The sequence below is a fragment of the Shinella granuli genome (assembly GCF_004341885.1).
GTDB classification, from domain to species: Bacteria; Pseudomonadota; Alphaproteobacteria; order Rhizobiales; family Rhizobiaceae; genus Shinella; species Shinella granuli.
Map to the genome: position 1 here is coordinate 1 of NZ_SLVX01000019.1, position 13,824 is coordinate 13,824.

At 63.1% G+C, this 13,824-nt stretch carries 11 protein-coding genes and 1 pseudogene; 8 read left to right on the forward strand and 4 right to left on the reverse strand.

Annotated features, from left to right (window positions below; translation table 11 throughout):
- The coding region (locus EV665_RS32430) for a hypothetical protein (RefSeq protein ID WP_162853141.1) at window positions 1–528 on the forward strand (528 nt) is incomplete at its 5' end.
- 1,202 nt (window positions 529–1,730) lie between these two features.
- The gene (locus EV665_RS23345; protein ID WP_133035913.1) at window positions 1,731–2,492 is read left to right on the forward strand and encodes a calcium-binding protein; all 762 of its coding nucleotides are present in this window, start codon (window positions 1,731–1,733) and stop codon (window positions 2,490–2,492) included.
- A gap of 364 nt (window positions 2,493–2,856) precedes the next feature.
- Here EV665_RS23345 and EV665_RS23350 read toward each other — a convergent pair whose 3' ends face one another.
- The 3 genes and pseudogenes from EV665_RS23350 to EV665_RS32900 form a co-directional block, all read right to left on the reverse strand.
- A complete protein-coding gene (locus EV665_RS23350) occupies window positions 2,857–3,090 on the reverse strand; it encodes a hypothetical protein (RefSeq protein WP_133035914.1) in 234 nt (77 codons plus the stop codon).
- Window positions 3,087–3,422 carry a hypothetical protein gene (locus EV665_RS23355; protein ID WP_162853142.1) on the reverse strand — a complete coding sequence of 112 codons (336 nt, stop codon included), beginning with the start codon at window positions 3,420–3,422 and terminating at the stop codon, window positions 3,087–3,089. Before EV665_RS23355 ends, EV665_RS23350 begins: the two co-directional genes overlap by 4 nt.
- 411 nt (window positions 3,423–3,833) lie before the next feature.
- Window positions 3,834–4,153, reverse strand: a pseudogene (locus EV665_RS32900) (Arm DNA-binding domain-containing protein); the annotation flags it as partial.
- A gap of 76 nt (window positions 4,154–4,229) precedes the next feature.
- On the opposite strand from EV665_RS32900, the gene EV665_RS23365 reads away from it, so the two are divergent.
- Together EV665_RS23365 and EV665_RS23370 are read left to right on the forward strand one after the other, a co-directional pair.
- A complete protein-coding gene (locus EV665_RS23365; RefSeq protein ID WP_133035916.1) occupies window positions 4,230–4,499 on the forward strand; it encodes a hypothetical protein in 270 nt (89 codons plus the stop codon).
- A gap of 255 nt (window positions 4,500–4,754) precedes the next feature.
- Window positions 4,755–5,909, forward strand: coding sequence for a M10 family metallopeptidase C-terminal domain-containing protein (locus EV665_RS23370; RefSeq protein WP_133035917.1), 1,155 nt, complete (start codon window positions 4,755–4,757; stop codon window positions 5,907–5,909).
- Window positions 5,910–6,117: 208 nt separating this feature from the next.
- Here the strand turns inward: EV665_RS23370 and EV665_RS23375 are convergent, their stop codons facing one another.
- On the reverse strand, window positions 6,118–7,098 hold the full coding sequence (locus tag EV665_RS23375; protein WP_064328788.1) for an AraC family transcriptional regulator: 981 nt from the start codon (window positions 7,096–7,098) through the stop codon (window positions 6,118–6,120).
- Window positions 7,099–7,177: 79 nt separating this feature from the next.
- On the opposite strand from EV665_RS23375, the gene EV665_RS23380 reads away from it, so the two are divergent.
- From EV665_RS23380 to EV665_RS23395, 4 genes are all read left to right on the forward strand, one after another.
- The gene (locus tag EV665_RS23380) at window positions 7,178–8,368 is read left to right on the forward strand and encodes an MFS transporter (protein WP_133035918.1); all 1,191 of its coding nucleotides are present in this window, start codon (window positions 7,178–7,180) and stop codon (window positions 8,366–8,368) included.
- 134 nt (window positions 8,369–8,502) lie between these two features.
- Window positions 8,503–9,654 (forward strand): fumarylacetoacetate hydrolase family protein, encoded by a 1,152-nt coding sequence (locus EV665_RS23385; protein ID WP_133035979.1) that lies wholly within the window; start codon window positions 8,503–8,505, stop codon window positions 9,652–9,654.
- Between the two features lie 15 nt (window positions 9,655–9,669).
- The gene (locus tag EV665_RS23390; RefSeq protein ID WP_133035919.1) at window positions 9,670–10,122 is read left to right on the forward strand and encodes an Lrp/AsnC family transcriptional regulator; all 453 of its coding nucleotides are present in this window, start codon (window positions 9,670–9,672) and stop codon (window positions 10,120–10,122) included.
- 164 nt (window positions 10,123–10,286) lie between these two features.
- Window positions 10,287–13,748 (forward strand): indolepyruvate ferredoxin oxidoreductase family protein, encoded by a 3,462-nt coding sequence (locus tag EV665_RS23395; protein ID WP_133035920.1) that lies wholly within the window; start codon window positions 10,287–10,289, stop codon window positions 13,746–13,748.
- Window positions 13,749–13,824: the final 76 nt, after the last annotated feature.

The window sequence follows — 13,824 nt, forward strand, 5'->3', positions numbered from 1 at the left end:
CGTTGCAGAAAGGAAATAGGTGGCCGGATTTTACTCCGCCCGCAGCAGCATTATGCCGCCGCTACCGTGGCCGACTTTTGCACCGCCGCTCTCACAGAATTCCTCCGCTCGCTCGAAGGTCAATACGCGGGGAAAGGTCAAGTGCGCCTTCGGACGGACAAAGACCCCATCAATGTAACATGCTCCTTCCAGTCGAAGGCTACGCCGGCTTCATTTTCCCTCAACGGTAAATGCAGAGCACTCGTTCTGGTCTCGCGCGCGGTTGGCGCCGAATTGGTTCGTAGCGGCAACTCTTATCGAGGATCCTACATCGGTGGAGGCTCGGGGCCTGCAAGGCTGACGGGAAAGCGCAACGGGAACACATTAAATCTGACGATCAACTGGGCAAAGAAGATCAACGGCGACCGCCGCGCCCAGCTCTCCGTAGCCAAGACCGATCCTCATGGTCTCATCCTGACGACCACAGACAGGGATCCGAAATCGGGCAAGCCTGTCATCACCAGCAAAATTGTTTTGCAGCGCAAATAGGTTCGTAGCCAGCAACCTCTTAAGACGGCAAATCACCTGATCGAGACTGTCGCAGCGACAGACGGCCCGGTAGTGCGCAGGTCCACCACCATAGCACCGTCAAAAACGCAATATGGATTCGGGGCCGTTCATTCAAACCGCTCCCTGCCAAGGCGCTTCCTGATAGGCGAGGATCGAGCGCCTTCAAAACACTAAATGGGGGACAGAGCGGCCACGACCGGGGCGCTGGCTGTGCAATGACCTTGTGAGATAAGATAGACCCCGCCGCCTATCAGGAACCCAACTGTCCCGTACACAACGAAAAGAAAGCGCGAGCGATAACTATCCCATCCTCGCATTCTCGAATTGACCTCGCAAGCGATCGAGAAAAGAACGAACCCGACCAAAGCATACCCGACCGCGCCATCACACCTGAAGATGCGTATGAAGTCATCCAAGCTCACGCCTTGCCCTCCAACAAAGTTGTTAACCCGGTGATCTAGCGTGCCGTGAGGCAAAGCCTCGTTTGATGAGGCGAGGTGAAGGATGCAACATCCGGACGATTGAGTCGATAGAATAGCTGGATGATGCCAGCCGGGCGTGGTCGAACCGGACGCGGCCTCGCACTCTCGTGACAAACGGCAAGATTTCGGAGGTCGGCAAGCGCCACGCAGGTTACCGTCGGAACGCCTTCCCCAATTTTGCAAGCAAGGAAGGCCCCGCGCAGGCGCGAGCGGGCGCCGTCTCTGAAATGGTAATAGGAGGCGGCGCCTGCGGACATGCCCCGGCCTGCTTTCTCCCTGCATTGGCAGGGTATGCCGGCCGTGCGCTCAGCGAGCGGAGCATACGGGTTTCTGCCGCATGCCCCACTCTAACCCGCCAGACCTACAGGGGGATCAGACGGGCTGGCGGCCTTCTACTGTTCGCGCCCGACGCCCAGCCGAACATGGCAAGCTCTACAGCAGCGAGCATAAGGCGATCAGCACGGCCTCCAGCGCGTGGCCGAAGTTGCTCTTATCAATCTTGAAGCTGCCAAGCATCAGCGTGCCCTTTCGAGTTCGAGGATAGTTTGAAGGTCGCGCCACTGGCGATCCTCGCGGGAGGCGCAGGCGGCAAGAAGGAGGCAGCATAGGGCTGCCGTAAGTTTTGTCCGGTTCGACATGCGCCCATCTCGACTTTTGCGTGAATTGATGGTTCCCTCCCCTCAACTCAAGGAGGGGCATATGGCCAAGATCACGATTCACAAGAATTTCGGGCTCGACATGCGGGACTACGATTTCAGTACTCTATTCTTTGGCGATGACTACCGAGCCACATCGTCGATGTACCGCGTCAACTATTCGGATGGTACGGCAGACGAATTTCGCGGTTCCGGTTTCAAATATGATTCATCCGGCGAGCCTACCGCCGGCACGGTGACCAGCTACGCGACGTTCTATCAGGGCACGCGAGTTGCCTTCATTGAAGGAGCCAAGGTCAGCGCGACCGACATCGTGAAGGCTGCGAAGACCAGCAGCACCGCTGACGACGCGAAGATCATCGCCAAGGTTCTTTCTGGCAACGACGTCCTGCTCGGAGGAAACAAGGCGGACGCGCTGTTCGGGTTTGGCGGTAACGACAAGATCACCGGCGGCATTGGCGCTGACAAGCTCTACGGCGGCGCTGGCGCTGACACCTTCATCTTCAAATCAGTCAAGGACTCGACCGTTGCCGCTTCAGGCCGCGACAAGATTTTCGATTTCAGCCAGAAGGAAAAAGACAAGGTCGACGTTTCAGCAATCGACGCCAACTCCAAGGTCGGCGGCGATCAGAAGTTCAAGTTCATCGGCGATGACGCGTTCCACAAGAAGGTCGGTGAGCTGCGCTACGAAAAGAAGGGCGGAGACACTCTGATTCAAGGCGACGTAAACGGCGATGGAAAGGCCGACTTCTCAATTGCGCTGGATCCTCTTATCAATCTGAAGGCCACAGACTTTATCCTGTGAGCTGCTGACTGGGGCGGCGGCCGGGTTCTGCATTTTAGCAGCCGCCTCTCACTTCGCTCTTGCCACACATGGTTCCGTGAATTCGCCCCGCCAAATCCCGGGGCGATCGGCCTTGGCGCGGTTCTGCGCGGCAGCTTCCTTGCCGCAACGATATTCCTCGCCCGTCTCGTCCTGGTATCGCTGCCAGCTTTCCGGCACGGCACCGGGGCGGCTTGTATCGCAGGGACCGCGCTCATGTGCGCCTCCGGGTCTTCGGGTCGCACTGGTCGATGATCCATACCCCGCATCGGCCACCAGTTCACGCGCCCAGGCAATGCCCTTGGCGGCTTTCAGGAGGCTATTGCGATGAGGAGGGCAATGAGCTTCATTTGCCGACGCCTCCCCGGAAATCGTGGAGCAGCGGCGGCCGTGGTGTGTCGGCGTATTCGTCGGCCCGCTTCGATGCTGCTGGCGAGGCTTCAATCATGCGAAACGCCTCCGCCACGCCGTCGCTCGACCATTGGCGCGTTGGCAACTCGTCCTCATAGCCGGACCAGTCGGCATCGCCACCGTCCTCAAGGTCAGGGTCGCCGTCAAGCATATCGAGAAACTCAATCATCTCCTCGGGAGGAGGGTAAACTTGATCTTACCATCCCGAAGCGCGGAGGCGAGTTCGGCGGACACCTTAGCCCAGCGAGAAAGCGCCGCGCCGCGGATAGGATTCACGCGCTCGATAGTCATCAGCGCCATCATATATTGCTCATCCGTCAGCACCGGCCGGCGCGTCGGACCCGGCGTGAAGCGGATACCAATCTCCGGGTGGTTCTCTCGAATAACCCGAGCAAGAATATCGAGAAGGTGGACCTCGATCCAAAAAAGCGGTTTAGGCATCGTTCGTTCCTCGCCGTCGATGTAAAACACGTCCCTTGGATATGGCAGCTCCGTCACCATCTCCGCGCCGGTCCAGTCTGACGGGAAAAGTGTCTTTCCTAACTGTCTGGCCGCTCGACAAGAAACACTTGACCGTAGGCGTCACCCGGCCAGCCAAGTCCACCGATCCAGAATAGTTTGTCGTCAATGTCCACCATCGCAGCACCTTGCGAAGCACCATGTTACCGCAGGGAAACCAGGCGGTGCATCCTGGCTTGCCGGCCTATCCCTACGGGTTCCTGTTATTCGTTCTGCACCAGGCGAAGCAGCTTGCCGCTCTTGCCGGTGGCATGATTTGCCACCGCTCCAGAAGCTTCCGACGCTGCTCCAGATAATCAGTACGGCATACGCACGCTCTACCTGGCCGCCGCCGACATGGCCTAGCGCCGTCTCTGCGACTTCGTAGGCGACATCGGTTGTCTCAGCTATCCAGTCACGTAGGCTGTGCAGTTTCTTCGCCGCCTCGCGCCGCTGCTTCTTCCGCTCCTTGATCGGATCTACATTTGCGCGGACGGAAGCGCGCCATTTGTCCGCGGCCTCGCGCGCCTCTTTCAATGAAACGTCCAGAAGGGAGCCAAGGCCCATCTCGCGGCGTCGGCCATCTTCTGGACGTTTTATTGGATGGTGACGCGAAGCACCCATTGCGCTCCGCCGTCCTCGCGCTTCACCAGCCACAGCCCGCCGCCACCAGCATGCTTACCGGGAGGGAGCCCAGCAATGCCTCTTGCCGTTAGCCGATTGGTCGCTCGCATGCCTCAGCCGGTCTATTTTCATCCCCCCGCCAATCCACCTTTTGCTGTGCGATTGGGTGATTGAGGGTAAAAATACATGATCCCGAACGAAACACGAACAGGGCGGCGGGTCAATGGCGTTGATAAGTGGTGGGCGAGCTTGGATTACTCTGATATTACAATGGGATGCCCTCTAGCAGCACCATTATTTCCCCCCGAAAAGAACTTATTTTTTTTGAGCTTTTTGAGCTTTATGTCAGCTGTCGAGCGCATTGGCGATTTGCTCCTGCGCGAAACCGGACGCCACCTGCGTAGGCCCGGCAAGGTGGAGACCGATCGGATTGTCTGGCGGTACTGCCCATGGTGATCCGATCGGCAAGGGCGGCCCGCTCGCAGCGTTGGTGTGCGGTTTCCCTCGCGTCGGCTATTGTGATCTCGTAGAATATCCGTGGCCCTGATCCAGGGCCGCTTCTCAAGAGACATGCAAGCCCTGTTCCGTCCCTGCATTGGCAGGGACCTGTTGCTCTGACGGCGACCGTATTTCCACCCCCTCCTCCACTGATCGCTCTCCCATTTTGCTGAAAGCTTGATACTATTCTTCGAACTGACGGGAGGGGGCTCGATGGGTATCATAACATCCAACTACAGCGGAGAACTCGATGGCAAGACTTCTGTTGTTGTCGGAGAGGACACGTATCGATGGGGCGAGGATCGGCTATTGTATGACATGGTCGACTTCAACGTCCCGACCGAGGGTCCCAGTTTTACCGTCAATTTGAAGTTGAGCGGCTCGTCATGGGCCGTGAGTGTTATTCGCGCGAACATCAATGCGAACTTCAACATCACTGACGCGACGACCGGTACCAGCGATGCAGGTCGTGCCTACATTGACGTCCTGCTCGCCGGCGGCACCGGAACAAGTACCATTACCTTGAAGAATGCCCAGGTGGAGTCGCTCCTAGCCGGCAATGGCGTCCAGAAGGTAACCGTTGGGTACTGGGTCAATCACATGGACCTCGGCGGTGGAAACGATCATGTCGTCATGACCGGCGGAGGCGAAGCGGAGAATGTCATTCTGGGGACAGGGAATGACACGCTCACGACTGATACGGGGCTCATGGGAACCATCAACGGAGGCGGGGGAGCCGATGTCGTCAACCTCGGCAAGGGCGGCGCTGAATATGTCAACCTCGGCCGTGATGCCGATGAAATCATCCTCAGCGCACTGGCGGACAAGGAGCTTGTGGTGTCGCTGAATGGTGGCGAGAGAGTTCTGGGATCTGGAAAAGATTCTGACACCGTCAACTTCACTGCGTTTTCAGCCAGGCTGACCATCGACCTCAACGGCGCATCGAGCGTGAAAACCGGAAGCGGCGAATTCCACATTCGGAACTTCGAGAACGCGATTGGCGGTCGCGGTAAAGATACGCTGGTCTCGAATGGTGAGGCCAATATCCTCAAGGGCAACGGAGGTGCCGATCTCTTCGTCTTCAAGACGGTGAAGGCCGCGACCGGCGACACGATCCTCGATTTCTCCCAGTCGCAGAAGGACAAGATCGACCTCGGCGGCATCGACGCCAGCACGAAGAGCGGCGGCGACCAGGATTTCAAGTTCATCGGCACCGCCGGCTTCCACAACAAGGCGGGTGAACTGCGCTACGACAAGAAGGGCGGCGACACATTCATCCACGGTGATGTAAACGGAGACGGCAAAGCGGATTTTTCTATCGCCATCGACGCCAACATCAATCTCAAGGCGAGCGATTTCATTCTTTGACGGTCGTTAAGGCCGGGAGGCGCGTCGAAGCGGTGGCCTATCCAGCCTTAAGACGCCGCCCGGCCCATCATATCCATGCCGGTAAATCCGCGGTCATAATGCGCCCGGGGAGGATTTACCCATCACCGATGAAGTGGGTGGGCTTCCGCTCGTTTTGACCCCGAGGGGGTAGCAAGGCATTTCGGCTGCTCACCACGCACCTTGACGCTCAGGTGCCGGATGGTGTCGCCGCCTTCCTGCGTGTCTGGCCGGGCGGTTCGCCGACGACGCGTTTGAAGGCGCGGGCGAAGGCGGCCTGGGAGCCGAAGCCGAGGCGGCGGGCGGCGGTGTCGATCGAGAGCTTGTCGCGACGGAACCATTGTTCGGCAAGGCGCATGCGCAGGGCAAGCACGTAGCGCTGCGGCGTCACGCCCGTCACCTCGACGAAGCGTTTTGCGAAAACCGATCGGGAGCTGCCCATTTCCTCTGCCATGTCGGCGAGCGTCCAGTTGCGGCCGGGCTCGCGGTGGAGGGCGGCGATGACGCGGCCAAGGCGCGGATCGCGCAGCGCCTCGATCCAGCCCGTCGCATCGCCGCAGCCGCATTCCACCCAGCCGCGCACGATGGAGGCGGCGACCACGTCTGCAAGGCGCGCCAGGATGCCGGCCGAGCCGACGCGCTCCTCCCCCATCTCCCGCTCCATCGCGTCGAGCAGCGGCATCAGCTCCGGCTGGCGGCCGATCAGCGCGCCGACCGACATGATCTGCGGCATGAGGCCGACCAGCGGATGCAGCGTATCGAGCTCGAATTCCATGCGCCCGGTGAAGATCAGCGTGTCGTTTTCCCGGTCGGCGGTCTTGATGCAGGCTTCCACCGCCGCCACATCGGCGCAGAGCGGCTTTCGCGTATAGCTGTCGTAGTCGCGGATCTGGACATGCGGCCCGGTGACGATCTCGTGCATCTCGCCGCGCGGCAGAAGCACGGCGTCGCCGCAGGCAAGTTCGCGCCCGGCCTCGCCCTGTGCGCGCAGCAGCACCTTGCCGCGGGAGACGAAATGAAAGCGGGCTTCCGGTCCCGCCGGGAAGCGGATGCCGAAGGGTGGGCTGAGCTGGAGCCGGCCGTAGCTCGCGCCGCGAAGGCGCATGCCCATCAGGAGCTCGCTGACGGGGTCATGCAGGTTTTTTACAGGGTCGGACGATTGATCAAACATTGCGGATAAAATGACATTGTGCGTCTTGCATTTCAACCCACCTCTTGGAGCACGCACTGCAACAGGAAAGGGATGGCAGATGACGGATGCAACAATCGCGGCGCCGCAGAGCGAAGCGGATGCGCGGCCGGCCTGGGGAGCCGTGATATCGATGACGTTCGGCGTGTTCGGGCTGGTGGGCGCGGAATTCCTCCCCGCAAGCCTGCTGACGCCGATGGCGGCGGACCTTCGGATCTCCGAGGGCATGGCCGGCCAGGCGGTGACGGCGACGGCGGCGGTCGCGCTGGCGACGAGCCTGTTGGTCACGGTGGTGACCCGCAGGATCGACCGGCGGCTCGTGCTGCTCGGCCTTTCGGTCCTCCTGATCTTCTCGAACCTCCTGGTGGCGATGGCGTCGAACCTCGCCATGCTTCTGGCCGGGCGTGTGTTGCTCGGCATGGCGCTCGGCGGCTTCTGGACGCTTTCGGCGGCGACCATGATGCGGCTGGTGCCGGAGGCCTATGTGCCGAAGGCCTTGTCGGTCATGTTCCTCGGCGTATCGGCGGCCACGGTCTTCGCCGCGCCCGTCGGCAGCTATGTCGGCGATATCGTCGGCTGGCGGAACGTCTTTCTAGGCGCCGCCGTGCTCGGCGCGCTGGCGCTCGTCGTGCAGTTTGCGACGCTGCCCTCGCTTCCGCCGCGCGGCCATTCGCGCTTCGGCACGCTCTTCGAGGTGCTGATGCGGCCCGGCGTCGGTTTCGCGATGTTCGCGATCCTGCTCGTTTTCACCGGCCATTTCGCCTTCTTCACCTATATACGGCCGTTCCTCGAAACGGTGACGGGTCTCGGCGTCGAGGGCTTCTCGGCCGTCTTGCTCGGCTTCGGCATCGCCACCTTCTTCGGCAACTATCTTGGCGCCGTGCTGCTGGAACGCTCCATGCGCTTCACGCTGACGATCATGCCGGTGGTGATGGGCGCGCTTGCCTTCTCGCTCTCCGTCTTCGGCGGCAGCCTTGCCGGCGATGCGGCCATGGTCGCACTCTGGGGTCTCGCCTTCGGCGCGGTGCCGGTCGCCTGGTCGACCTGGATCACCCGCGCCGTGCCGGACGAGGCCGAAAGCGCCGGCGGCCTCTTCGTCGCCGCCATCAATTTCGCCATCGCGACCGGTGCCGCCGCAGGCGGGGCCCTGTTCGATACAACCGGCGTGACGAGCGTCTTCGTCGCCAGCGGCGCCGTGCTGCTGCTGGCCGCACTCACCATCGTCTCGGCGGTGCGCACCCGGCCGGCCTGATCATGCGGGATGGCGGCGCTCCCGTCCGCCATCCCCCTATTTTCGTTTGCGTGCGCCTGTCTTCTCCCTGTTCCCCGTCATGCTTTTCGGTCTAGAACTCCAGTCGAGGATTCTTGGAGGAGCGGCGTGTGACGATGACGGCAGGCGATTTTTCGCGGGGAACTTTTGTCGGGCGCGTCTGGCGGCCGGATGTGCAGGGGCCGGCAGTGGTGGTGCTGCGGGACGGCAAGCTGTGTGACATCACGTCCAAGGCCATCCCGACGATGCGGGACCTTCTGGAAACGGACGATCCGGCGGCTGTCGCGCGTGCGGCGCCCTGCGATCCGTTCGGCACGCTCGATGCCGTGCTGGAGGCATCCGTCGAGGGCGCCGGCAATTTTTCCCGGCTGCACCTGCTCGCGCCGTGCGATCTCCAGGCCGTCAAGGCCTGCGGCGTCACCTTCGCCCGCTCGATGATCGAGCGCGTGATCGAGGAGAAGGCGGCGGGCAATCCGGCGCTGGCGGAAAAGGTGCGCGGCCGCGTCACCGCCATCATCGGCGACAGCCTGCGCGACCTGAAGGCAGGCTCGGACGCGGCGGCCAAGGTCAAGGCGGCGCTGATCGAGGAAGGCGTCTGGTCGCAATACCTGGAAGTCGGCATCGGGCCGGATGCCGAGGTCTTTACCAAGGCGCCGGTGCTGGCCGCCGTCGGCTGGGGCGCCTCGGTGGGGCTGCACCCGATCTCCAGGTGGAACAATCCGGAGCCGGAAATCGTGCTGGCGGTCGACAGCCAAGGCCGCGTCAAGGGCGCGACGCTCGGCAACGACGTGAACCTGCGCGATGTCGAGGGCCGCTCGGCGCTGCTGCTCGGCAAGGCCAAGGACAACAATGCCTCGGCCGCGATCGGCCCCTTCATCCGCCTCTTCGACGAGACCTATGCGATCGACGACGTGCGCAAGGCCGATCTCGATCTCCTGATCGAGGGCGAGGACGGTTTCGTCCTGAAGGGGCGCAGCACGATGCGCGAGATCAGCCGCGATCCGCTCGACCTCGTTGCCCAGACGATCGGCAAGCACCACCAATATCCTGACGGCTTCCTGCTGTTCATGGGGACGCTCTTCGCGCCCGTCGAGGATCGCGATACCCCCGGCCAGGGCTTTACCCACAAGACCGGCGACCGGGTGACGATCTCCAATGCCGAGCTGGGCGCCCTTGCCAACACCGTGCGCCTTTCCACCGAATGCCCGCCCTGGACCTTCGGCATCGCCGCGCTGATGCGCAACCTCTCCTCCCGCGGGCTCCTCTAGATGGGCGAAAGCGGCATGGACGAGACGAGCCGCAAGATCCTGCGGCTGCTGCAGAGCGAACCGGAGCTGACGGTCGCCGAGATCGGCGAGCGCGTCGGGCTCAGCCACACGCCCTGCTGGCGGCGCATCAAGGAGATGGAGCGGCAGGGCATCATCCGCGGCCGCATCGTCGCCGTCGATCCGAAGCGCGTCGGCTTCGAGGTGTCGGTCTTCTGCTTCGTGCGGCTGAAGCAGCACGACGAGGCGACGCTGCTGGAATTCGAGAAGGCGGTGCGGCACATGCCGGAGGTTGTGCAGTGCTATTCCATGACCGGGGATCATGACTATGTGCTGCGGGTGCTGACGAGCAGCGTGCGCCAGTACGAGGAGATCCTGAAGAAGGCGCTGCTGCGCCTGCCGGGCGTCGGCTTCGTCAATTCCAGCTTCGCGCTCGACGAGCTGAAGAACACGCACCGCGTTCCGATCTGACGGGAAATGAGGATGGCTTTGCGCCCAGCGGCCGCTTTTGCGGATGCCATCCCGAAACTGTGATGCTCCGCCGCGAAAATAGGGACCCGCTCCTCCCATTCCATGGGTAAGCTCCTACATATGGAGGATGGCTTTCACGGAGGAGGGCCATCGAGGAGGAAGTCATGCTCAAGCAGAGCTTTTCTCTCGAGGACAAGTATATGGCGGAGGAGGGGAGGATCTTCCTTTCCGGCACCCAGGCACTCGTGCGCCTGCCCATCGTCCAGATGCGGCGCGACCGGGCCGCGGGGCTGAACACCGCCGCATTCATCTCGGGTTATCGCGGATCGCCGCTCGGCGGCTACGACCAGCAGCTTGCAAAGGCGAAGAAGCATTTGGCGGCGCACGACATCGTGTTCCGGCCGGGCGTCAACGAGGACCTGGCGGCCACCGCCGTCTGGGGCACGCAGCAGCTCCACCTCTCGCCGGGCGCGCGCTATGACGGCGTTGCCGGCTACTGGTACGGCAAGGGGCCGGGTGTCGACCGTTGCGGCGACGTGCTGAAGCACGCCAATGCCGCCGGCACCGCGAAACATGGCGGCGTGCTCTGTTTCGCCGGCGACGACCATTCGGCAAAGTCGTCCTCCATTCCGCACCAGTCCGACCATGCCTTCATGTCGGCGCTGATCCCGGTGCTCTATCCCTCCTCGATCCACGAATTCGTCGAATACGGTCTGCTCGGCACCGCCATGTCGCGCTATTCCGGCTGCTGGGTCGGCATGAAGTTCATCGCCGACACGGTGGAAACGACGGCTTCCGTCGATCTTGCGGGCGAGCGCCGGCAGTTCGTCATCCCGCAGGATTTCGAGCTGCCGCGGGATGGCCTCGGCCTGCGCTGGCCCGACCCGCCGCTGCCGCAGGACGAACGCCTCCAGACCTACAAGGGCTACGCCGCCATCGCCTTCGCCCGTGCCAACCGGGTGGACGAGGTGACGCACGACGTACCGCGCGCCCGCTTCGGCATCATCGCCTCGGGCAAGGCCTATGAGGATGTGCTGCAGGCGCTGAAGGAGCTTTCCCTCGGCCCGGCCGAGATGGCCGAGATCGGCATGCGCATCTACAAGGTCCGCATGCCCTGGCCGCTGGAGCCGGAAGGGGTTCGCGACTTCTCGCAGGGGCTGGAGGAAGTGCTGGTCGTCGAGGAGCGCCGCGAGATCATCGAGAACCAGATCAAGCAGCAGCTCTTCAACTGGCATCACGGCGAGCGGCCGCGCATCGTCGGCAAGTTCGACCATCAGGACAAGCCGTTCCTGCCGCTGTCGGAGGCGCTGTCCGTCGGCATGGTGGCACGGGCGATCGCCGCCCGTCTCTTGCAGTTCGATTTCGACGCCGGCCTGAAGACAGTCATTTCCGACGAGCTCGCCTATCTCCTGGAACGCGAGAAAATCCGCAAGGCGCACACGGCGCCGGTCGAGCGCGTGCCCTATTTCTGCTCCGGCTGCCCGCACAACACCTCCACGAAGGTGCCCGAGGGCAGCCGCGCGACCGCTGGCATCGGCTGCCACTACATGGTGCAGTGGATGGACCGTGATACCACGACCTTCACCCATATGGGTGCCGAAGGCGTGCCGTGGTCGGGCATCGCGCCCTTCAGCGACGAGAAGCACATCTTCGTCAATCTCGGCGACGGCACCTATTATCATTCCGGCATCCTGGCGATCCGCCAGTCCGTCGCCGCCGGCGTCAACATCACCTACAAGCTGCTTTACAACGACGCGGTTGCCATGACCGGCGGCCAGCCCGTCGATGGTCCGCTCAGCCCCGAGGTGATGACGCGGCAGCTTCATGACGAGGGCGTGGCGCCGATCTACCTCGTCTCCGACCACCCGGACGCCTATTCGCCGGCGGTGCTCGCGCCCGGCGTCATCGTGCGCCACCGCGACGAGATGGACCGGGTGATGCGCGATATCCGCGAGGCGCCCGGCTGTTCGGCCATCGTCTATGTGCAGACCTGCGCGGCGGAAAAGCGCCGCCGTCGCTCGCGCGGCCTGATGGAGGACCCGCCGGTCCGCCTGATGATCAACCCCGCCGTCTGCGAAGGCTGCGGCGACTGTTCCACCCAGTCGAACTGCGTCTCCGTCGAGCCGCTCGACACGGAATTCGGCCGCAAGCGCAAGATCAACCAGTCGACCTGCAACAAGGATTATTCCTGCCTCAAGGGTTTCTGCCCGTCCTTCGTGACGGTCGAGGGTGGCCGGCTGCGCAAGGCCGCGCGCTCCAACCCGGACATATCAGGCATTGCCGAGCCCGACATCGTTGATATCGGCGAGCGCGCCTACAACATCGCCATTGCCGGCATCGGCGGCACCGGCATCCTGACGATCAGCGCCATCCTCGGCATGGCCGCCCATCTCGACGGCAAGGCGCCGATGATCCTCGACATGGCGGGTCTTGCCCAGAAGGGCGGCGCCGTCATGAGCCACCTGCGCATCGGCCTTTGCGATGAGGATGTCTCCTCGCCGCGCATCGTCACGGGCGGTGCGGATCTCCTCCTGGCCGCCGACGACGTGGTGGCTGCCTCGAAGGATGCCGTCACGCTCTGCGACCACCACCGCACGACGGGCGTCGTCAACACGAAGCTGACGCCGGTCGCCGATTTCGTGCGCAAGCGCGACTTCGATTTCCGCCGCCGCGATGTCGAGGGCACGGTGCGCGCGGCGCTGCGCGACCCCTCCCATCTTCTCGATTTCACGACGATCGCCGAGAAGGTGGCCGGCAATGCCATGGCGACGAACATCCTGATGACGGGTTTTGCCTGGCAGAAGGGGCTGATCCCGCTGACGCGCCAGTCGATCGAGCAGGCGATCGTGCTGAACGGTGTCGCTGTCGACGCCACGCTCTCCGCCTTCGGCTGGGGCCGCCTGATCGCCGCCGACCCGGCCCGCGCCGAACGCCTATTGACCCCCGGAAAGCCGGTCGCGACGCTGGAGACCATGGCGCCGGATGCGCTGGTCGCCCATCGCATGAAACATCTGACGGCTTACCAGAACGCCGCCCTGGCCGAACGCTACAAGGCGCTGGTCGAGCGCGTGCGCCAGGCGGAACGGGCGCTCGGGCCGGACGACCGGCTGGTCCGCGCCGTCGCGCATGTCTATGCCCAGCTCCTTGCCTACAAGGACGAATACGAGGTGGCGCGGCTCTTCACCGATCCGGCCTTCAAGCAGGGGCTGGCCGAGCAGTTCGAGGGCAAGTACAGCATCGCCTTCAACCTCGCGCCGCCCTTCCTCAAGGGCGAGGATGCGAACGGCCGTCCGCGAAAACGCCGCTTCGGCCGCTGGATGCTGCCAGCCTTCGGCCTGCTCGCCGGCCTGAAGGGCCTGCGCGGCACCGCCTTCGACCCGTTCGGCCGCACGGCGGAGCGCCGCATGGAGCGCCAGCTCATCGCCGACTACGTGGCGCTGGTCGAGCATGTGCTTGAAAACCTCTGTCGCGAGAACCTCGACGCCGCCGTTGCGCTGCTGTCGCTTTACGGCGAAATTCGTGGCTACGGCCCGGTGAAGGAGGCGGCGGTGAAGCGGGTGCGGGCGCGCGAGGCGGAAATGCGCCTGGCCTTCGACACGGCAGGACAACACAGGGCGGCCGCTTGAGGCCGCGGTGGAGCCGGGTCTTCCGGCTCCGGAATTGAAGAAGCAGGCGGATGCCGGGGCATCCGACCGGGGAGGA